This window comes from Amorphus coralli DSM 19760 (assembly GCF_000374525.1).
GTDB classification, from domain to species: Bacteria; Pseudomonadota; Alphaproteobacteria; order Rhizobiales; family Amorphaceae; genus Amorphus; species Amorphus coralli.
The window spans coordinates 327,848-349,364 of record NZ_KB894570.1; the positions used below are offsets into that span (position 1 = coordinate 327,848).

14 protein-coding genes are annotated in these 21,517 nt (G+C 64.7%); 6 read left to right on the forward strand and 8 right to left on the reverse strand.

The window, feature by feature from the left end; genetic code table 11:
* Positions 1 to 90 precede the first annotated feature (90 nt).
* Positions 91 to 1,182, reverse strand: a complete 1,092-nt coding sequence (gene lptG, locus C507_RS0101515; protein ID WP_018697882.1) for an LPS export ABC transporter permease LptG — start codon at positions 1,180 to 1,182, stop codon at positions 91 to 93.
* Positions 1,179 to 2,372 carry an LPS export ABC transporter permease LptF gene (gene lptF / locus C507_RS0101520; protein WP_018697883.1) on the reverse strand — a complete coding sequence of 398 codons (1,194 nt, stop codon included), beginning with the start codon at positions 2,370 to 2,372 and terminating at the stop codon, positions 1,179 to 1,181. The genes lptG and lptF overlap by 4 nt, the downstream gene beginning before the upstream one ends.
* A 266-nt stretch (positions 2,373 to 2,638) precedes the next feature.
* Here lptF and C507_RS0101525 point away from each other — a divergent pair, with 266 nt between their 5' ends.
* Positions 2,639 to 4,141, forward strand: a complete 1,503-nt coding sequence (locus C507_RS0101525; protein WP_026318750.1) for a leucyl aminopeptidase — start codon at positions 2,639 to 2,641, stop codon at positions 4,139 to 4,141.
* Positions 4,142 to 4,292: 151 nt separating this feature from the next.
* A complete protein-coding gene (locus tag C507_RS0101530) occupies positions 4,293 to 4,742 on the forward strand; it encodes a DNA polymerase III subunit chi (RefSeq protein ID WP_018697885.1) in 450 nt (149 codons plus the stop codon).
* Positions 4,743 to 4,754: 12 nt separating this feature from the next.
* On the opposite strand, the gene C507_RS0101535 is transcribed toward C507_RS0101530, so the two are convergent.
* Entirely contained in the window at positions 4,755 to 6,647 is a 1,893-nt protein-coding gene (locus tag C507_RS0101535) for an ABC-F family ATP-binding cassette domain-containing protein (RefSeq protein WP_018697886.1), read from the reverse strand.
* Between the two features lie 61 nt (positions 6,648 to 6,708).
* Positions 6,709 to 7,224, reverse strand: coding sequence for a DinB family protein (locus C507_RS20035; RefSeq protein ID WP_040400526.1), 516 nt, complete (start codon positions 7,222 to 7,224; stop codon positions 6,709 to 6,711).
* An 83-nt stretch (positions 7,225 to 7,307) separates the two neighbouring features.
* Between C507_RS20035 and C507_RS0101545 the strand changes: the two genes are divergently transcribed.
* Entirely contained in the window at positions 7,308 to 8,000 is a 693-nt protein-coding gene (locus tag C507_RS0101545) for a glutathione S-transferase family protein (protein WP_018697888.1), read from the forward strand.
* 170 nt (positions 8,001 to 8,170) lie between these two features.
* Complete coding sequence (ndk, locus tag C507_RS0101550) at positions 8,171 to 8,593, forward strand: nucleoside-diphosphate kinase (RefSeq protein WP_018697889.1); 423 nt, start codon at positions 8,171 to 8,173, stop codon at positions 8,591 to 8,593.
* A 152-nt stretch (positions 8,594 to 8,745) separates the two neighbouring features.
* Here ndk and C507_RS0101555 read toward each other — a convergent pair whose 3' ends face one another.
* The 3 genes from C507_RS0101555 to C507_RS0101565 form a co-directional block, all read right to left on the reverse strand.
* The gene (locus C507_RS0101555) at positions 8,746 to 9,657 is read right to left on the reverse strand and encodes a ThiF family adenylyltransferase (protein WP_018697890.1); all 912 of its coding nucleotides are present in this window, start codon (positions 9,655 to 9,657) and stop codon (positions 8,746 to 8,748) included.
* 36 nt (positions 9,658 to 9,693) lie between these two features.
* Entirely contained in the window at positions 9,694 to 10,455 is a 762-nt protein-coding gene (locus C507_RS0101560; RefSeq protein ID WP_169508936.1) for a PEP-CTERM/exosortase system-associated acyltransferase, read from the reverse strand.
* Positions 10,456 to 10,786: 331 nt separating this feature from the next.
* Positions 10,787 to 17,713 carry an apolipoprotein A-IV repeat region-like domain-containing protein gene (locus tag C507_RS0101565; protein WP_018697892.1) on the reverse strand — a complete coding sequence of 2,309 codons (6,927 nt, stop codon included), beginning with the start codon at positions 17,711 to 17,713 and terminating at the stop codon, positions 10,787 to 10,789.
* A 398-nt stretch (positions 17,714 to 18,111) separates the two neighbouring features.
* Here C507_RS0101565 and C507_RS0101570 point away from each other — a divergent pair, with 398 nt between their 5' ends.
* Complete coding sequence (locus tag C507_RS0101570; protein WP_018697893.1) at positions 18,112 to 18,432, forward strand: 2Fe-2S iron-sulfur cluster-binding protein; 321 nt, start codon at positions 18,112 to 18,114, stop codon at positions 18,430 to 18,432.
* A gap of 299 nt (positions 18,433 to 18,731) precedes the next feature.
* Here the strand turns inward: C507_RS0101570 and C507_RS0101575 are convergent, their stop codons facing one another.
* Entirely contained in the window at positions 18,732 to 20,405 is a 1,674-nt protein-coding gene (locus tag C507_RS0101575; protein WP_018697894.1) for an electron transfer flavoprotein-ubiquinone oxidoreductase, read from the reverse strand.
* Positions 20,406 to 20,860: 455 nt separating this feature from the next.
* Between C507_RS0101575 and C507_RS0101580 the strand changes: the two genes are divergently transcribed.
* Complete coding sequence (locus tag C507_RS0101580; RefSeq protein ID WP_018697895.1) at positions 20,861 to 21,454, forward strand: uracil-DNA glycosylase family protein; 594 nt, start codon at positions 20,861 to 20,863, stop codon at positions 21,452 to 21,454.
* Positions 21,455 to 21,517: the final 63 nt, after the last annotated feature.

A 21,517-nucleotide genomic window follows, 5' to 3' on the forward strand; every position in this document is an offset into this window, starting at 1 on the left:
ACGCGAGTGCGCGCGCATTCCGCCGCCGGGAGCGGCGACGAGGAATCGAGCGGGAAATGCCCGTCTGCAACACGCAACGGGTGCTCAACCTCATCCGTCCTCCTGATGCAGCAGGATAGAAACGCCCAACAAAATCGCAGCCAGACCGGGAGCCCACGCGGCGGTTGCCGGCGCGATCACCCCAGCGCCCCCAAGGTCACTCGTGATCTCTGCCGTAACATAAAGCACGAACCCGGCAGCGACGCCACCTGCAATGGCGCGTGCGATGCCGCCAAGTCTGGCGAGCCTTAACGAAACGGTAGCAGCGATCAGGACCATGGCAGCAAGCAATATCGGGCGGGCAAGAAGGGTCTGGTAACGCAGTCTGTAGCGGTAGGCAGGAAGGCCAGCACGCTGGGTGAGCGTGATGACCGACGGGAGGCGCCAGAACGGAACCGCGTCCGGCTGCCCGATGGTCTCGCGGACCTCGGTCGGCGTGAGGAATGTGGAAACCGAAACGGTATCCCGCTTGGTCGCCTCACCGTCCGTCGAATAGACCGTTGCGTCCGAGAGGACCCACTCACCGTCACTCAGAACCGCCTCTCTCGCATTGATCCGTTGCCGGAACGTGTTGTTGTCATCGAACTGGTAGACGACAACTCCGAACAAATGCTTGCCATCCTCTACGACTTGTCCGGTGTGGACGATGGATTCCCCGTCTTCTCCGTCCTGTCTGAACCAGACGTCGCCGCTGGTCTGGATCAGCACCTTCTGTTCCCCGTCGAAGAGCGTGGCACCGAGCAGGTTGGCCCGCTCCTTCAGGGCTGCCGAAATCGGATTGTAGATCGCGGTTGCCGCCATTCCGATCCCCAGCGCAACGACCAGGGCCGGCAGGATGAACTGCCAGACCGAGACACCGGACGCCCGCACCACGACGAGCTCGAGGCGCCGGCTCAGACCGATGAAGGCCGCGATCGAGCCGAACAGGACCGCGAAGGGCAGGAATTCTTCGGTCAGGGAGGGAGTGCGGAGAGCGGAGATCAGAAGGGCACGAAGAACCGTGACACTGTCTGAGTCACTTGTGCGGCGCAACAGTTCGAGAAAGTCGGCCATCAGGATGATGGCGCTGCCAAGCAGAAAGACGGCCGCGATCCAGTTCACGAACCGCATGGCGAGATAGCGGGGCAGGATCGTTCCGCTCATTGCGCCGCCCGCTTCCTGCGCACCGCCAGCGCTTTGCTTCCCTGCGATTCCGTCAGCCGCTTGATCCAGTCGGCAATGGCGGCCGATGCCCGGTCATGGGCGGTGATCGTGCGGTCGGTGAGAATGATCCACAGCGAGAGCAGCGCGAAGACGATGGGTATGCCGTACATGGCAACGGTGGCTACGGGGAACCGCACCGCCAGCGTTGTCGCCACGAACCCGAGGAAGCGAACTGAGCCGAGCGCCACGATGGCTCCCATCACGGCAGATGTTCGTCCCTGGCGCAGGGTCTGCGGGTCGCCGACGAACAGAAACCCGAGAAGCACCAGCGTGATCGCGTAAAGCGGCTGCGAGAGCCGGTCGTGAAACTCCACCCGGAAACGGTCGGCGTTGTTTCTCGCGTACTCATCGTCCGGCGACGGGTTCATCAATTCCAGCAGCGTCCGCTCGCTCGGACGGAAGGTTGTCGAGACCTGGTCCGGCAGCATGCTGGTCAGGTCGAATGCATAGGCGTCGAACTGGATGATCGACATGTCGTCGTCACGCGGATCGAAGCGCTGCATGGAGCCGTTCCGCATGACCAGCAGCGTAGTTTCCGCGGTTTCGACGATGCGGCCAGACGCTGCGAGGTAGGTCTGGCTGCGTTGCGGGTCGCGCTCGTCCGACAGCACGAGGCCCTGCAGCGAGCCGTCGCGCAGCCTGTCGCGGATGTGCACCGTCAGACCGGATTCAATCGACATGAAACGCCCGGGCTGCAGCACCGTGGCGATGACGTCGGCGCGAACCTGGGTGATCAGCACCCGTACCTGCTTCAATCCCATTGGCGCGATATAGGTCGAGACGGCCAGCATGATGATGGTGACGATCACACCGAGAATCAGACTGGGCTTGAGCAGCTGCCACCGCGAATTGCCGGCGGCACTCATCACGACAAGTTCGCTGTCGCTGTTGAAGCCGTTGTAGACGGTCACCATTGCCATCACGAGGGCGATGGGGGCGGTCAGCAGCATCAGGAAGGGAATAGCGAGCAGGGTCAGTTCGAGAAATAGCCCGATCGTCTGACCTTTGGAGGTCACGACGTCGAGCTGCCGCAACGCCTGCGTTGTCCACACGACGGCGGTCAGCACGACCATCACGGCCACGAAGCCTGTCGTTACCCGCCGGAAAATGTAGAGTTGGATGAGACGCATTCACTCGAAACCAGATCGTCCGTCCTTGCAGCGCCTTTGTTAGCCTGCCTTGGCTCCCTGTGCACCCGCGGAATTGGAAGCGTTCCGGAATCCGCGTCGAAAGCCACGCAAATCGGCGGGCGCGATCAAACGGGTAGGGACCGTTTGCGGCGCCGAGAGGACGGATGTCTTGCGGCCATCAGCCGCGAGGTCCATTTTCCGGTTCGACGGCGGTCTCCCCAGATCGCCCTTTCCCAGATCATCCCGCCAGCGAGGTCTTTCCGGACATGTCCGCTTCTCCCACCATCCGCTTCGCCGAGATTGCTCGCCCGACCGCAGGATCTCTCGTGCTTCTTTGCGACGACACGCGCGCGCTCGGAGCGACCGGCAATGACCTTGATGAAGAAGCGGGCGGCCTTCTTAAGCGGGCCATGGAGCTTGCAAAATTCAAAGGCAAGCGCGCTGGGACGGTCGAGGTACTGGCACCGGCGAACCTCCCCTTCGACCGAATCGTAATTGCCGGGCTCGGCGGTGGAGAACTGGAGGAGGCCGAGTGGACATCGCTTGGGGGATCGATCTACGGAGCTCTGCCAAAGGGGTGCGGCACCGTGACTGTTCTAGCCGAGCGTCCCGGACAAGCGGCATTCGATGATCGTTCGGCCGCGCGCCTTGCCATGGGCATGATGCTGCGGGCCTACGCCTTCGATCGCTACAAGTCGAAAAAGAAGGATGACAATGGCGACAGCGACGCCGCCGGACCGGACATCACCATCGGTGTGAGCGATCCGGCTTCCGCATCCGCTGCCTGGGAGGCGGCACGAGCTGTTGGCGAGGGCGTCATCCTCGCGCGCGAACTCGTCAATGAGCCCGCCAACGTTCTCGGTCCGGTAGAGTTTGCCGAAAAGGCGGCGGCACTTTCCGAACTCGGCATTGAGGTCGAGGTTCTGGAAGAAGCCGAGATGGCTGCGCTCGGCATGAACGCGCTCCTTGGTGTGGCCCAGGGGTCCGAGCGCCCGGCTCGAATGGCCATCATGCGCTGGCAGGGGGGCGCCGCCGATGCCCAGCCGGTCGCCATCGTGGGCAAGGGGGTGGTGTTCGATACCGGCGGCATCTCGATCAAGCCGGCCGCCAGCATGGAAGACATGAAGGGCGATATGGGCGGCGCGGCTTGCGTTGTCGGCCTGATGCACGCGCTCGCTGCCCGCAAGGCGAAAGCCAATGTTGTGGGCGTGATCGGGCTGGTGGAAAACATGCCCGACGGAAATGCCCAGCGCCCGGGCGACATCGTCACGTCCATGGCTGGCCAGACCATCGAGATCATCAATACCGACGCCGAGGGCCGCCTCGTTCTGGCCGACGCGCTCCACTACACGATTGACCGCTTCAAGCCGCGTTTCGTGGTGGACCTGGCGACCCTGACCGGCGCTGTCATCATTGCGCTGGGCCACACCAATGCAGGCTTGTTCACCAACGATGACCGGCTGGCCGACGAGTTTTCCAAGGCGGGCATTGCCACAGGCGACACCGTCTGGCGTTTGCCGGTCGGTCCCGACTACGACAAGCTGATCGATTCCAAGTTTGCCGACATGAAGAACACCGGTGGGCGGGCTGCCGGTTCGATCACGGCCGCGCAGTTCCTGAAGCGGTTTGTTGGCGAGACGCCCTGGGTGCACCTCGATATCGCTGGCACCGGCTTCGGTGCACCCGCCAACGAGATCAGTCGTACGTTCGGATCCGGCTTCGGCGTGCAGCTCATCGACCGCGTGATCGCGGATCACTACGAGGGCTAGAGCAAGGCCAGGAAAAGTGGGAACCGGTTTTCCGTCCGGCCTTGCGGAGTGACCGGCCAAGGCCAGGAAAAGTGGAAACCGGATTTCCGTCCGGCCTTGCGGAGTTGATCGCGAGGTCGTGTGGGTCGGAACCGTGATAGGGGCAGGATAGATGGCGGAAGTGCTGTTCTACCATCTGGAGCGCCAGCCGCTTGAGCAGGTGCTCCCCACGCTTCTTGAACGGTCTCTGCAGCGGGGCTGGAAGGTCGTCGTCCAGACGGGGGACGAGGAGCGGCGCGAAGCGCTGTCCTCTCACCTCTGGGCCTACCGCGATGATGCCTTCCTTCCGCACGGCACGGCCCGCGACGGCGAGGCCGAGTTGCAGCCGATCTGGCTCACCTGCCTCGACGAGAATCCCAACGCTGCGACAGTCCGCTTCCTGGTCGACCGGTCCACCTGCGCGGATCTCTCACCCTACGAGCGCGTGGTCTATCTTTTCGACGGCCACGACGAGACGTCCGTCCAGGACGCGCGGACCCGTTGGAAAGAGGCGAAGGACGGTGGTCACGGCGTGACCTATTGGCGCCAGACCGACTCTGGCGCCTGGAAGAAGATGGCCTGAACGCTTTCAGGATCAGGCGCTTGCGAGCGCTTCTTCGTACTCGGAGGAGAGTGCGAGCCAGTTCTCCTCCAGGATCTCGATCTCTTCAGCCGTGCGCGCGCGGTCCTTGGCCAGCTTGGCCCCCTTGCCCGGGTCGCCGGAGAAGAGCTTCGGATCAGCCAGCGCGGCATCGAGAGTGGCGAGCCGTGTCTGGGCGGCCTCGATCTGCCGTTCCGCGGCGGTGATCTTCTTCTTCAGCGGCGCCAGTTCCGCGCGGGCCTGGGCGGCGGCGCGCCGGCGCTCCTGGGCGTTGCCGCGCGCGCCGTCGTCGGTGCCCTCGCCATTCTGCCTTCGCCCGGCGTCGCGCTTGAGAACGAGATCGCGATAGTCGCCGAGATCGCCGTCGAAGGACGAAACGGTGCCATCTGACACGAGCCAGAGCCGATCGGCGCATGCCTCGACGAGATAGGGATCGTGCGAGATCAGGATGACCGCGCCGCTATAGGCATTGATCGCCCCCATCAGCGCCTGGCGGCTGTCGATGTCGAGGTGGTTGGTTGGCTCGTCCAGGATGATCATGTGCGGCCCGTCGAAGGTCGCAAGTCCCAGGAGGAGACGCGCGCGCTCGCCGCCGGACAGGTCGCGCGCCTTGGTGTCCATACGTTCGCCGGGCAGTCCGAACTGAACGGTGCGTGCGCGCACCTTCGATTCAGGAGCGTCCGGCATCCGCCGTCGCACGTGCTCGACCGGTGTCTCACCGCCCACGAGCTCGTCCAGCTGGTGCTGGGCGAAATAGGCGACCTTCAGCTTGTCCGCACGCACGATCCGGCCTGCTTCCGCATCCAGGCGGCCCGCAAGCAGCTTGGCGAAGGTGGACTTGCCGTTGCCGTTAGAGCCGAGCAGGGCAATGCGGTCATCGTCGTCAATGCGCAGATCGAGCCGTGACAGGACCGGTTTGCCCGGCTCGTACCCCACCGTGATGTTTTCCATCGCCATGATGGGGGGCGAGAGACGGCCGGGGGGATCTTCCAGCCGGATCGGCAGCACCGCGTCGTCGACCACCGGCGCGATCGCTTCCATCTTCTCCAGACGTTTCAGGCGCGACTGCGCCTGTCTCGCCTTCGAGGCCTTCGCGCGGAACCGGTCGACGAAGGCCTGCAGGTTTTTGCGTTCCGTTTCCTGCTTCGCGATGCGCTTTTCTTGAAGCATGGCCTGTTCGGCACGCTGGCGCGCAAAGGAATCGTAACCGCCCGAGTAGGTGGTGAGCCTGCCCTGGTCGAGATGCAGGATCTGGTTGACGGCACCGTTCAGGAGGTCGCGGTCATGCGAGATCAGCACCAGCGTGTGCGGGTAGCGCGCGAGGTAAGTCTCAAGCCAGAGCGTCCCCTCCAGATCGAGATAGTTGGTCGGCTCGTCGAGGAGCAGCAGGTCGGGCGCGGAGAACAGGATCCCGGCGAGGGCGACCCGCATGCGCCAGCCACCGGAGAATTCATGGCAGGGCCGGGCCTGTGCCTGGCTGGAAAAGCCCAGGCCGGACAGGATGGTGGCGGCACGCGCCTCGGCCGAATGGGCATCGATGTCGGAGAGGCGCACATGGATCTCGGCGATCCGCTCCGGATCGGTTGCGGACTCCGCTTCGGCCATCAGCCGCGCTCGCTCGGTATCGGCCGAAAGCACCCAGTCCACGAGGCTGGAGTCCGTGGCCGGTGCTTCCTGGGCGACTGCCCCGATCCGGGCTGCCTTGGGCAGCCGGATGTCGCCGCTTTCCGGTGCCAGGTCGCCCTGAATCAGGTGGAACAAGGTCGTCTTGCCGGTGCCGTTGCGGCCGACAAAGCCGACTTTGGCGCGTGCAGGAACGCTGACGCTCGCCTTGTCGAACAGGGTGCGGCCGGCAATTCGGTAGGTAAGGTCGGTGATCGTGAGCATGGGCGGCGTTGTGACGGCAAACGCGTCGCTCGGCAAGCGGCTCGATGAAGAGCGAAGCGCTCTAGGTCGGGCGCAGTCCGTCTCCTGTTTCAAGCGCGTAGTAAAGGAGATCTATGGGGGGAGAGGCGCCGTTCAAACGTGTCAGAAGGGCCGTCACCTGGCCCCGGTGATAGGTTTGGTGGTTGAAGAAATGATGCAGAGCCGTGACAAGCGGAAGGCTCACCTCGTCCGGTCTTGACAGCGCGCGATAGTGGAGGATGCTTTGGAAGTTGTCCCAGTCTAGCCTTTCGACATAGGCAGCGATGCGCCCATCTTCTTCGCGCCGCGCGGCGCTCAAGCCGTCGAAGTCGTCATAGAGGATCTCGTTAAGGGCGGTCGGTACCGGCCCGCTCCGCGTGAAGCGTGACAGCCACACCCGGTCACCCACGAGTATGTGATTAAGGGTGCCGTGCACCGACTTGAAGAACGCGCCGAGATCGGCACGGTAGTCCGCATCCGAAAGGCGGGCTGCGGCATCGTAGATGCGTTCGTTGCACCATCGATTGTAGGCCGCCATCATCATGAAGTGGTCGCGCATCCAGGCGCCTCCGGTCGTCTGTTCGCTTTTGTCGGACATGCGATCCGCCGCGGTGGGGCGCGCGGCCGGGAAGAGGAACGAGCATGACCATCATACTCTACGATCTCTGCGGAGCGTCGGACATTCGGCTTTCGCCCTATTGCTGGCGCACCAAGATGGCGCTTGCCCACAAGGGACTTTCATTCGAAAGCCGGCCGACGCCCTTCACAGAGATTCCCTCCATTGCTGACGGTCAGCAGAAGACCGTCCCGGTGATCGAGGACGATGGCCGGGTCATCCGCGATTCCTTCGATATCGCCGTGTACCTCGACGATGTCTACGCCGACCGTCCGAGCCTGTTTGGTGGCGCTGGCGGGCAGGGGGCCGCGCGGTTCGTAGAGAACTGGGTGAAGGTCTCCGTTCTCCCGGCGCTCGCCGGGCTGATCGTCGCCGATGTGCATGCGATCCTGCAGGATATCGACAGCGCCTATTTCCGTGAGAGCCGCGAGAAGCGCTTCGGACGGGCGCTGGAGGACATTCAGGCGGGACGCGAGGACCGCGTGGACGCATTTCGCGCGACACTCGAGCCGCTGCGGCAGACCCTGGCGACCCAGCCCTTCATCGGCGGTGCCGAGGCCAGTTTCTGCGACTACATCGTTTTCGGAACGTTGCAGTGGGCGCGCGTGTCGAGCGCGCTGAAGCTTCTGGCCGATGACGATCCGGTGGCTGCGTGGTTCGAGCGCTGCCTCGATCTGCATGGCGGCGTCGGGCGGGCCGCGCCGGCCAAGGCCGCCTGAGCAGGGCGCATGCCCTGGAATTGCTCGTCCAGGCACTGAAAACGGCCCAATCCGCCTTGCGGGACTTGCGGGCAAATCCTGCCTAAAGCTATAGCAGCCGGGCGCGGCCGCGCTCAGCCCGGCTGCGATCAGATTCAACAGACAGCAAATCCCAGAAGGATCCGACCGCCATGGCGCTCGAACGCACCTTTTCCATGATCAAGCCGGACGCCACGCGGCGCAACATCACCGGCAAGATCGTCGACCGCCTGGAGTCCGCCGGCCTTCGCGTCGTCGCCCAGAAGCGCATCCTGATGTCCAAGGCGACCGCCGAGGCGTTCTACGCGGTGCACCGCGAGCGCCCGTTCTTCCAGGAGCTCACCGAGTTCATGTCTTCCGGCCCCGTGGTCGTGCAGGTCCTGGAAGGTGAGAACGCCGTCCTGAAGAACCGCGAAGTCATGGGTGCGACCGATCCGTCGAAGGCGGATCCGGGCACCATCCGCGCCGACTTCGCGGAATCGATTGGCGAAAACTCGGTGCACGGCTCCGACGCTCCGGAGACCGCAGCCGAAGAGATCGCCTTCTTCTTCTCCGGCTCCGAGATCACGGGCTGATGGTTGCCGGCTCCGTGGCTGCGGAGCCAGCGCACTGACAATGAAGCCTGCCGCGGTGTCGCCGCGGCAGGCTTTTTCATTGCCCTAACATTCAGCTGAGATCGCCTCTATGGGCGATCCCTGGAGGGCGGTGTCGCGTGGGCTGGCGTCGCTCAGGCTGCGCGATTGGCCGAGGCCACCACTTTGCGGGTCATGGCGCACTTCAAGCGCCTCACCGGATTGGCTCCGCCCAGCCAGGACCGCCCGCTCGTCATCTTGCCGGCGGACGCGTCGAACTGGTGGAACCAAGGCGCGGCCTTGATGCCGCCCCGTCCGAGCAGCAGACGCAGGGCGAGCGTTCCGGCCACGCCTGCGCACAGGACGATGCCCATGGGCGTCGAAGGCGCCTTCCTGCGCTTGAAGTCGACGAAGGACCGGTCGACCAGGAAGGGCAGGTGCAGGGCGCGCGGCGCGAGCCCGACCAGGAAGCGCAGATAATTGTCTTCCACGTCGGTGTCGGAGAACCGGAAATAGGTCTCGAAGCTCATGCCTTCCGGCAGAAACACGATCCACGCCGCGCCTGTCCCGACGGGACCTGCGGTCAGCGCCGGAATGCCACGGTTCCTGGCTTCCGCAAACAATGCACGGCGCACATCCAGCGTGAAGAAGTCGAGGGAATCGACGTAGATATCCGCATCGGCGAGAAAGTCCGAAGCGTCCTCGACCCGGATCGGACGGGCCCACGCATCGATCTCGGCCTCCGGATTGATGCCCCGTACGTTTCCGACGGTCACGTCGAGCTTGGGCCGACCGACGTTTTCAACGGTTGCGCCGAACTGGCGGTTGAAGTTGGGATAGTCGAAGTGGTCGAAATCCGCGAGACGAAACCTGCCGACGCCGAGTCGCGCGAGCGTGATGGCGTGGGCGCCGCCGACACCTCCGAGCCCACCGATCGCGACACGCTTCGTCCTGAGCCTGGCCTGTTCGTCGGGCGTGATCCAGCCAAGCGTCCGCGAGAAGGCCTCTTCATAGGAAAATTCGGAAGTACCGGCGGGCGCCGTTGCAGACTGTTCGGTCAGTTTCATCTGTGCTGCCTGGATCTCGAACGTCGACTGTCTGCCTTAGGCGGAGAGACGGTATTCCGTTTCAGTGGCAGACTGGTCGAGGGGCCAGGTCAGCCCGTGGTCCGTGACATAGGCCCAGATCTCCGGGCTGGTCTCGTACACGCCGGCTAGCAGGGCCGGGATCTCCCGATAGATCGGGACCCGAACGCCCCGGTGCTCGACCCGGATCCCGGCGTCGTGAAACCTGAAGCCGGCCTTGGCCAGCAGACGCTGCAGTGACGGCGTGGTGGTCAGGACGGCGGTGCGCACGTTGTCTTCCGCTGTGGCGCGCAGCATCCCCTTGATCAGGGCAAGAGCCGGAAAGATCCCTCGAGCCAGGTCAGATCGGTTCGTCAGGGCACCGATTTCCGACCGAACGACAGTAAAGCGGGACAACTCGATTATGGTGTTGGTGAGGGCGTGGACCCGAAGGTGAGTGCTGAATTCCGGCGACCAGTCGAACGAAGGCAGGCCCGCATTCTCCGTCCCACCGGGCCGACGATAGATGATGCGCACGGTCCCGACCGGCTTGTTCCTGGTGTTGTCCATCAGCAGGATGTGGACGGCCCGTTCGTCGTAGCAATCGCGCTCCCGGCGGTCAGGGAATTCGTCAGCCGCCTCCCATCCTCGGTTCAGGCAGTATTCTTCATACCGAAGGCGCATGCATTCATCGATTTCATCGATCGTGCGGCAAATGATTGGAGTGAGAGTGGGAAGAATTGCCTGAGACGTACTGATCGCGATGGAATTGAGATCATCGCCACAAAGAACTTTGTTCATTACATGCCCCCTGACGCCCGAATGACTGCCTGTAGCCTTCATATATCGGGGACGTGACGGCGTGAGTACTTGACCGTGAATTATTTATTAAAAGTCGGCAAACTAAACTATCTTCAGTAGTGATTGTTTTGTATTCGCCGCTCCGGGGTGAGTCGCGAGTATTGGATATCGCCATCTGACGGTGAAACCTGCTCTTGAACGAGGGGGCGCCCTGCCGTCCCGGAGCCAGCATGCGGATGGTTGTATCAGCCGGGCTCGCGCGCTCCGCATCACAAAAAAGGCTCCGGGGCGAGCGCCCCGGAGCCTTGTTGTTCAGGTCGTCCGCGCCGGATCAGGCGAGGCGGCCGCTCGCGTGGGCAAGCATGGTGTAGAGCTTGCCCGTCTCCGAGGTGAGATAGGTTCGGCTCGTCGATCCGGAGCGGTCGGTCTGGGCAACTTCCGAGATCAGCTGCTCGAAATCGTCCACATACCGATCGACGGCATCGCGGAAATCCCGGTCACGCTGATACTTCCGGCGGATTTCGTCGAAGGTCTGCTGTCCCTCCATGGTGTAGAGGCGGCGGCTGAACACCTTCGTTTCGCCGCGGTTGTAGCGCGTCCAGGCGTCCCGGTAGCTCTCCTCGTCGACCGCCCGTGACATGTCGCTGGACAGGCCGTCGAGGCTCTCGTCGGACGGCATCGGCATCTCATGATGCTCCTGTCGCCCGCGCGGGCCACGGTCGTCATCCTCCTCCGCCGAGGCACGGCGCAGGAGATTGGCGACCCAACCTTCCGCGTTGCCGGTGCCTTCTTCCGGATCGGGCAACCGCATCGCCGGGTGTGGTTCACGCCGGCCGCCGCCATCGTTGCCGCCACCGCCAGAGCGGGCAGGACCCCGAACCGGGGCTTCCGACTCCACCTCGACCGGCCGCTCCAGCACCGCTGCCGGGGCGGGAGCGACCGGCGCGGCATCACGGATGTTCCGCCGCGGTGCCGGGGCAGACTGCATGCCCTGAGGCTGTTCGGTGTGGACGGAAACGATGTTGGCGAGCTCCTTGAGCGCATCGATCTGATCGGTGATCGCCCGGCGCATGGCAGCGGAGTTTTCCGATGCCTCGTCCGGCAGCTCCAGGATGCCGCGGCGCATTTCGCTGCGGGTGCTTTCCAGCTCACGCTTCATCTGCTCGGCCGCGGCGCGCATGTCCTCGGTCGCCGTTGTGAAGCGCGATGCCATCTCCTTCAGCGTCCGCGTCATCTCCTCCGACATGACGCCCTGGGCCTCGCGCACGGCTTCCCGTGCCCTGTTGCCCTGGTCGCTGGCGACGGACGAGATGGAGGCGAGCTGATCGGCGAGCGTCTGCGACGCCTGCTCGACCGTCCGCTCGATGAGCGCGGAGGTTTCCTGGGCCCGGCTTTCCGCCGTCGTGATGGAGGTCTCCACCCGACCGAGGAAGGCGCGCATCAGGCCGTCGACGGTCTCAGTCTTCTCCGAGAGGGTCGAGGTGATGTGCTCGATGGTGGCGCGGTGCTCCGACAGGGTCGCCTCGACCGACTGGTTGGCCTGTTCGAAGCGGTGGGTCGCCGAGACAAGCCCGTTGGTGTGCTCACTGACCTCGCCATAGAGGCTCTGAAGGTCACGCAGCGCACTGCCGGTGAGGCGCCGCAGCTCCTCCGTCCGCGCCGTAAGCATACGACCGGTCTCGGTGGTCGAGCTGCCAGCCTGCTCCACGCTTGCCTCGAAGCGCGACAGCTGCTCGGAAAGCGCACCCTCGATCTCCGACATCGTCGTGCCGATGGTGGAAAGGGTGGAGTGCAGCGACCCGTTGCTGTCCTGCAGGTTCGCAACCAGCGAGCCCAGCTCGGACCGCAGCTGCTGCTTGAGTGCTTCCGATTCCCGGGTAAAGCGATCGGCGCTTTCCGCAAGGATGCCCTGCAGGCTTTCCCCGTTCGCCGAGATCCGCTCTGCCAGATCCGACAGCGGGGTGATGGCCGTGTCGATGCTGGTCTGGACCGCCCCCTGGAGGTTCGCCTGAGCGCGATCGCTTTCCTGCTTGAGCACGGTGGCGATCTCGCCGGTGCCGTCGCGGGTGAGCCGGTCGATCTCCTCCAGATGGCTCTTGAAGGTGGCCGTGATCTCGGTCTGACCCTCGTGCAGCGTGTTTGCCACGTCGCGGGCTCGACCGAGAAGGGTGTCGCTCAGCTTCTCGATCCGGCCGTCGAGGGCATGCTCCATGGTCTCGATGCGGCGGCCGAGGACGGAGTCGATCTCCTCGCCCCGGGTCCCGACCGTTTCCACGAGCGATGCGGCGCGGCCATCGATGAGGTCGGTGAACGTGCCGATCTGGGTGTCGAAGGCCTCCTGCACAGAACCGGCTCGGACCGTGAGGATGTCTTCGAGGCGGCCCAGCTTGTCTTCCAGCGAGGACTGCAGACCATCGCCGCGGCTGGAGAGCAGGTAGGACAGGCGCTCCGCGTAACCCTCGAGACGCGTGTCCAGCCCCTCGCTCGCCTGACCGAGCAGCGTCTCCAGACGCCCGATGTTGGTCTCCAGCGAGGAGTGCATCGTGTCGCTTCGGCTGGAGAGCACGTAGTCGAGGCGCTCGGCATGGGTGTCGAGCTGGGTGCCCAGATGGTCACCGGACTGTGAGAACAACGTCTCCAGCCGAACGATCTGGTCCTCCAGCGCCGTCTGCATGCCATCGCCGCGCATGGCGAGAAGGCCCGCCAGGTGCTCGGCATGGCCGGCGAGGCGGGCATCGATACCCTCGCCAGTGCGCGACAGCAGACCCTCCATCCGGGAGATATTGGTCTCCATTGTGCCGTGGATCGTCTCGCCGCTGGTGGAAAGCGCCGTGGTGATCCGCTCGGCATAGCCGGAAAGGCGGCTGTCGATGACTTCGCCGGACTGCGCCAGCGTGTTCTCCAGGCGGCCGATATTGGTCTCCAGCGAGGCCTGGAGGCCGTCGCCCCGGGAGGTGAGCACGTGGGTCACGCGATCCACGTGGCCCGTGAGGCGGGCGTCGATGGTGTCGCCCGACTGCGTGAGCAGTGTCTCGAGGCGTCCGACATTCTGTTCGAGCGAGGACTGGATACCTTCGCCGCTGCTCGACAGCACGTAGGAGATCCGGTCTGCGTGCTCGCTCAGCTGGCCACCGAGATACTCGCCCGACTGGGTGAACAGGGTGTCGAGGCGGGTGATGACGCCCTCGATCGCTGCCTGGACGCTCTCGCCACGGTTCGACAGAACGTAGGAGAGGTTCTGGGCGTGCGTGTCGAACTGGTTGCCAAGTTCTTCGCCGGAGTGCGTGAACAGCGCGTCGAGACGACCAATCTGGCCCTCGATCCGGGTGTGCAGGCCCTCGCCATGCTCGTTGAGCAGCTGGTCCAGACGGTCGACGTTGCCGGCGAAGGTGCTCTCGATGCCATGCTGGCTGGTCGCCAGGGCCTCTTCGAGACGGCCGACATTGTCCTGGCCGGCGATCCGGATCTGGTCGGCGCGTTCGGCAAGGAGTTCGCCGAGACGGCTGACGCCCTCGTCCGTGGCGGAGCGGATTTGCTCACCATGGGATCCGAGCAGGGTGTCCATGCGCCCGACGCTGTCATCGACAGAGTAGCGGATCGCATCGGAGTGCGCAGTGAGAACGCCGTCCAGACGGTTGACGCTCTCGTCCACGCTGGCGCGGATCTCGTCACCCTTGCTGCCGATCTGCTCGGCCACGTGGGCGGCGCTGGCGGCGATGTCCTCGCTGACCTTGGACCCTCGCGTGGCAATGGCCCGGGAAATCTCGGCGCCGGCGGTCGCCAGCGTCTCGCCGAGTTCCGTGGTGCGGTGGCCCAGTGAGACGGACGCATCTTCGACCGCCGTGACGATCCGCGCGTTGAGGGCGTCGGTCTGGGTCTCGAGGGCCTCGGCGAGCGCAGCGGTGGAGCGGGAGAAGGATTCCGCGATGCCGTTGGACGACCGATCGAGGGACTCCTGCAGCTGTCGGCCCTCCACCGTGATGGTCTCGTGGATCCGCACCGAGGTTTCCGACAGCTTCTCCGCCAGCTCGAAGCCGGAGACAGTGATCGCCTCCTCGAACCGCGAAGCAGTGCCTTCCAGATGACCCGACAGCGCATCGACCTGCTGGCTGAAGTCGGAGACGAAACCGGTGCCGCTCTGGGTGAGGGCGGTCACAGCCCGGTCCGCTTCGCCTGCGAGGCGCTCGCTGATGCTGTCGCTGAAGCCCGACAGCGCAGTGACGCTGCGTTCGGTCTCTTCGGCGAGACGCCCGGTGACGGTCTCGCCCACGCTCGAAAGCGAGGTGACCGCACGTTCGGTCTCCTCCAGAAGGCGGCCGGACACGCTGTCGCCGATGCTGGAGAGCGAGGTCAGCGTGCGATCTGCCTCTTCCGAGAGGCGACCCGTCACGGTGTCGCCGAAGCTTGAAACCGAGGTAACAAGCCGGTCGGTCTCTTCGGTGATGCGACCCGTGATGGTCTCGCCCACGCCGGAGAGCGAGGTAACGGCCCGTTCGGCTTCCTCTGCAAGGCGGGCGAAGATGCCGTCGTTGAAGCCGGAGAGGGCTCCGAGGATCTCTTCGCTTCGGGAACCCAGCTGGCTGTCGAGCGAAACCGTCGCGCTGTCGAGGGCTTCCTGCAGCTCACGGGTCCGGATCTCGAACGTCTGGCTGAGGGTTTCCTGGCGACCGGCCAACACGGCATCTGCCTGCTCGACATGTCCGAGCACAGAGTCCGAGAGTTCGTTCGAACGCTGGTGGATGACGTCGCCGACGCGGGCGCTGAGGGCCGACAGCGTGGTTTCGATCTCCGCCATGCGGCCGTCGACGCTCTCGCCGAGGGCGAGGTTGGCCGAACTGATCGTTCCGATGAGCCGTTCGCCGGTGTCGGCGAGCGAACCGTGCAGTTCGCTGACCTTGCCGTCGATCGACGAGACCAGACGGGTGGCCGTGTCGGTGAGGTTGCTGTCGATGGTCGTCGCGCGCTCCTCGAAGCCGCGGACGATGCGCTCGGTGACCTCGCCGAGATTGGTTTCCAGCCCGGAAAGGCGTTCGTCCAGGTCGACGGTGAAGCGGCCCGCCGTGCCGAGGATTGCGGTGTCGATGGCCGACAGGCGCTCCTCGATCGACTGGCTGAGGCGCTCGCCGGCGACGGCGACGGTGGTGTCGACCGCCGCGAGACGGTCGTCGATCGTACCGGACAGCTGGGCGCCGGCACCGTCGAGCGAAGCGCTGATGCGCTCGTGGGCAGCGTCAAGCGCAAGCATGAGCGCGTCGGCCCGCTCGTCCACGCCGCTGGTGACCCGCTCGGAGGCCGCGGCCATCGTCGCGTCGAGCGTCTCCATCCGTCCATCGACCAGGGTCGTGAACCGGCCGCTGGCGGTGTCGATGGCGTTGGTGACCCGATCCTCGGTGGTGAAGAGCAGTTCGTGAAGGCCGTTGTAGCGCTCGTCGAAGGACGAGGATAGGCGCTCGCTGGCCTGGGCCACGGACCCGTCGAACGCCTCCAGGCGGCTGTCGACCACCGTCGTGAAGCGACCGCTGGCGGTGTCGATGGCGCCGGTGACGCGGTCCTCGGTGGTGAAGAGCAGCTCGTGCAGGCCGTTGTAACGCTCGTCGAAGGCGACGGCGAGGCGCTCGTTGGCCTGGGTGACGGACCCGTCGAACGCGGAAATCCGCTCGTCGAACATCTCCTGGAAGCGGTTGCTGGCACCTTCAACCGCGGCCGTGACGCGATGCTCGGCAGAGGTGAGGGCCTCGTGCAGCCCGCTGGAGCGCTGGTCGAAGGCCACGGACAGGCGTTCGCTGGCTTCGGCGAAGGTCCCGTCGAACGCCCCGAGGCGTTCCTCGACAACCGTCGCCAGACGGCCGGAGGCCGCCTCGATGGATGCCGTGACCTGGGACTCCGTGGTCAGCAGCGTGTCCGTCAGGCTGCCGGAGCGCATCTCGAAGGTCGTGTTGAAGCGCTCGCTGGCCTCATCGAAGATCGTGTTGAACGTACCGAGGCGCTCGTGGATCGCCTGCGTGAACGCGTTCGCGGCGTCGTCGATGGCGCCTGTGACCTGGGCATGCGTGCCGCTGAGCAGTTCGGTGAGCTGGCCGTAGCGGTCGTCGACCGTGGTGCTGAGCTGGTTGCTCGCACCAGTGACAGCGGTGTCGATGAGCGACAGGCGCTCGTCGATGGTGCCGGTGAAGCGACCTGTCGCGCCATCGAGCTCCGTCGCGATCCGCTCATGGGTTTCGTTGAGCGAGGTGCTGAGTTGCTCGAAGCGGCTGCCGACGGACTCCACGATGAGGTCGCCGGACTGGTTCAGGGAGGCCGTCAGCGTCTCGCGGGCGCTGTCAACTTCGCCGCGCAGCGACGTCACCACCGACTGCAGCGTACCGGTGAGCGTCGTCTGGCCGGTCTCCATCTGATCCTTCAGGACGCCGACATTGTTGGCGACTTCCTGGCGTTCGTTGACGAGCTCGTTGATCAGGCCGCGGATGGCGACTTCGTGTTCGCCGTAGGAGCGTTCCAGCGCGGAAACCTCGCGCTTGACCATGACTTCGAGTTCACTGGCGCGGGCAAGCGCCCGTTCGATTCCATCGCCCATGGCGGCGACTTCGCGACGGATCGTCTGGCCGACGCTGACCATCCCCTCCGCGGCGTGGGCCTCGGGCTCGGCGAGGCGGAGCGCGATATCGGTCATGGAGTTGGCGGCGAGGCGGAACTCCTGGGCGCGACGGATCATGTATCCGAACGCGAAGAAGCCGAGCACCGGCACCATCAGCAGCGCGGCCAGTACCAGGAACTCGGTGGTGCCGGCAAAGGCGGAGAAGGACTCCGCCGAGATCAAGGCGTCCGGGAATTGCTGCGAGAACACGAAAGCACCGGCTGCGACCCATCCAAGGCTCAGGATGGCGGCGAGCCAGAGCGGCCAGCTCGACGGACGCTGGGCGGCGGCGAGGGCACGACGCGCATCCACCCGGTCGTCGTTGGCGGCAGAGCTCGGCCGAGACAACTTCCGACGGGCGCTGCGATCGCTGCCGGGCAGGGGAGCGGCGTCGTGCTCTCCATCGTTGGCGATCAGGGGTGCACTCGGCTCCACCGTCTCGTCCTGAGCGGACGAGCCCGTGTCGTCCGCGGTCTCGACGTCCGTGTCGGCGGCTGTCTCGGAGCGCTGGCGCTGCTCCTCGTCGTCCCGCATGGAAGTCGTGCCGAGATCGAATAGAGCCTCTTCGACCGCCGAGAGGGCGGCTTCTGCCGGATCGTTCGCCTTGGAAGATTGCGTGGCCATGGTCTGCGTCGCCCTCGCGTCCGTACGCTTTACTCGTCGGGACCGGCCGTTGGTGTCGGTAAAGAGCCGAACCGCGGGCAGGGTGCCGGATACGCTGCCGTCTCTCTTCTTTCCGGCGCGAGACGTTCTCGCGTGCACACCGGGAATTTTCGCGCACTGTCAGCCAATACGCGGAGAAACGGAATTTCTTAACAAAATCCTAATCGCATATCCGGGGTGCTGGAACAAGGAAATGCCTAGGGGCGACAAGGCTCTATGGTTAACGTCCGCCTCCATCTCGACGTATATTTGGCGAAATCGTGGCGGCCGCTCTGGAGCCCAGTCTGGAACCCCTCGACTTGACGCAGCGCGGCAACCCGATATGTCGGGCGCAAGCAGGCATTGAGTGAAGGACCCCCATGGCGAAGATCATCTACATTACCGCCGACGCAGAGACCCACGAGGTGGAGGCGGCGACCGGCTCGACCGTCATGGAGAATGCTGTTCGCAACATGGTGCCGGGCATCGAGGCGGAGTGCGGTGGTGCCTGCGCTTGCGCCACCTGTCATGTCTACGTGGATGAGGGCTGGCGCGAAAAGGTCGGCGAGGCGTCGCCGATGGAAGAGGACATGCTCGATTTCGCCTACGACGTGCAGCCGAATTCCAGGCTGTCCTGTCAGATCCGCGTAACCGACGAACTCGACGGGCTGGTGGTCAGGGTTCCCGAACGCCAAGCCTGACGGGCAATAATGTTTTTTGCCAGAGTGTTATGGCTATGAATTAGGGCGCTCCGCCCCGCCGGGCCATCCGGCGGGGCATTTTATTTGCGGTCTCTGGGGTTCGGAAATAGCGCGAGCCAAGCAGGTGACCGGTTCGCTCCGGATCGTGAAGCCGTGCTGGTGCAGTCGCTCTACCCAGTCTGCTTCCGGTGGAACCCTTTTTACGAGACAGTCGTACGCCCGGTATCGCGCGCCAGACTTAAGAGGTTTCCCTCAATGCATTGATTTGACGGAATAAAGCCGCGGCAGCCGCCTGGCCGCTACATGTTCGGGTAGTTCGGTCCGCCCGCGCCCTCGGGCACCGTCCAGACGATGTTCTGGTTTGGATCCTTGATGTCGCATGTCTTGCAGTGCACGCAGTTCTGCGCGTTGATGACAAAGCGCGGATCGCTGTCCTGGTCTACCCATTCGTAGACGCCGGCAGGGCAGTAGCGCTGGGATGGCCCGGCGTAGACCTCCCATTCCGACGCCTTCTGCAGTTCCATGTCCCGCACCTTGAGATGGACCGGCTGGTCTTCCTCATGGTTCGTATTGGACAGGAAGACAGACGACAGCCGGTCGAAGGACAGCTTTCCGTCCGGCTTGGGGTAGTCGATGGGTCTGCAGTTCGCAGCCGGTTTCGTCGAAGCCGCGTCCGTCTTGCCATGGGGCAGGGTGCCGAAGGGCGAGACGCCGAACAGCGACTGCAGCCACATGTCGAGGCCGCCGAGCCCGATGCCGAGCAGTGTGCCGAAGCGCGACCAGAGCGGCTTCACGTTGCGCACTGTCCACAGGTCGCGCCCAATCTCCGAGGTCCGCCAAGCGTCGTCATAGCCGGCGATCTCGTCATGAGCCCGGCCCGCCGAGATCGCCTCGTGCACGTGTTCGGCTGCAAGCATTCCCGAGAGCATCGCGTTGTGGCTACCCTTGATGCGCGGCACGTTCACGAACCCGGCCGAGCAGCCGATGAGAGCTCCGCCCGGAAAGGTCAGCTTGGGAACCGACTGGTAACCGCCCTCGGTAATGGCTCGCGCGCCGTAGGCCACCCGTTTGCCACCGTCCAGCGTTTCGGCAATCGTCGGGTGGGTCTTGAAACGCTGAAATTCCTCGAACGGGTTGAGGTAGGGGTTCTGGTAGTTCAGGTGAACCACGAAGCCGACGGCAACCTGGTTGTCCTCGAAATGGTAGAGAAACGAACCGCCGCCGGTTTTTGCGTCGAGCGGCCAGCCGAACGAATGCTGCACGAGGCCGGGTCGGTGCTGCTCCGGCGGGACCGTCCAGATCTCCTTCAGCCCGATACCGAACTTCGGCGGCTCGCGGTCGTCCGACAGACCGTACTTGGCTATGGCCATCTTTGACAGCGAGCCGCGCACTCCCTCCGCGAACAGCACATATTTGCCGCGCAGTTCCATTCCCGGCGTGTAGCTGTCCTTGTGTTCGCCCTGGCGGCCTATCCCCATGTCGCCCGTCGCCACGCCGACCACGGCGCCGTTGTCGTCATGCAGGATCTCCGACGCGGCAAAGCCCGGGTAGATCTCCACCCCCAGGCTCTCGGCCTTCTCAGCCAGCCAGCGGCACACGTTGCCGAGCGACACCACATAGTTTCCGTGGTTCGACATCAGCTTGGGCATCAGGAAGTTTGGCAGCCGGATCCCGCCGCTCTGGCCGAGGAACAGGAAGTGATCGTCCGTCACCGCGGTCTTGATCGGCGTGTCCTCGTCGCGCCATTCCGGAAGCAGCTTGTCGAGGCCGATCGGATCGATAACGGCGCCGGAAAGAATGTGCGCACCGACCTCCGACCCTTTTTCGAGTACGACGACGGAAAGCTCTTCGCCGGTTTCGGTGGCCAGCTGCATCAGCCGGATGGCGGCGGACAGGCCTGCCGGCCCAGCTCCGACGATGACCACGTCATAGTCCATGCTCTCGCGTTCGACGGCGTCTTGCTCTTCGGCCATTTCTGTCCTCTGGTCGGTTTGCCGCGCGCCGGGTCAGATCGGGCCGCGCATCGGGCAACAGGCGAATCCGGAATCGATCCAGAATACTTGCATCACCCGCTCGCCGCGTGAACACTGTCGTTGCGCACGCCTCTCGCACATGGTGCAAGAGGTCGTTCGGTTTTCCGGCAGGATGTCCGTCCTGACCAACGGACACGCATGGAGAGGGGTTCCGGTTGAACGAAAGCGTCGGTCATGACCGGCTTGCCGCGGCAAGGGCGCTTCTCGGCTGGTACGAGGCGATCGGTGTCGATTCCATCGTCCTGCCGGAAGCAATAGACCGGTTCTCGGTTCCGGCTGCTCCATCTCCGCCGCTCGTGCCGCGCGTGCCGCAATCGCGCCCGCAAGCCCGCCACCCCGAAACGCCCCCGCATCCCGCACCTTCTGTGGCGGCTCCCGGCTCGGGTGACGAGGTGATGCTCGCCCGGAGCGAAGCCGCCCGCGCCGGCTCCTTGGAGGAACTGGAACAGATCCTCGGTACCTTCGAGGGGTGCGCCCTGCGCCAGACAGCCCGGCGCCTGGTCTTTTCAGACGGCAACCCCGCCGGCCGGCTGATGCTGGTGGGGGAGGCTCCGGGGCGGGACGAGGATGCTCAGGGCAAGCCATTCGTCGGCCGATCAGGCCAGCTTCTCGACCGTATGCTCGCGGCCATCGGCCTGGATCGGTCCGGAGTCTATATCGCCAATGTCGTGCCCTGGAGGCCGCCCGGAAACCGGACGCCCAGCCCGCTGGAGACGGAAATCTGCCAGCCGTTCATCGCGCGGCAGATCGAGCTCGCGGACCCGGACGTCCTGATCTTCCTTGGCGGCGCGGCATCGAAGGCGATCACCGGGTCCTCCGAAGGCATTTTGCGGGCACGCGGCAAATGGTCGAGCCATCACACCGGGCAGCGCGAAATCCCCTGCATGGCCACGCTGCATCCGGCCTATCTGCTTCGGCAGCCCGCGCAGAAACGACTGGCATGGCGCGACATGTTGGCAATCAGGCGGCGGCTCGACGCGACCGGGTGACGGCGAAGCCCGCCTCGACTGTCGCACGTCCGCTACATATCGTCTCTAGGACGATTCTATGTC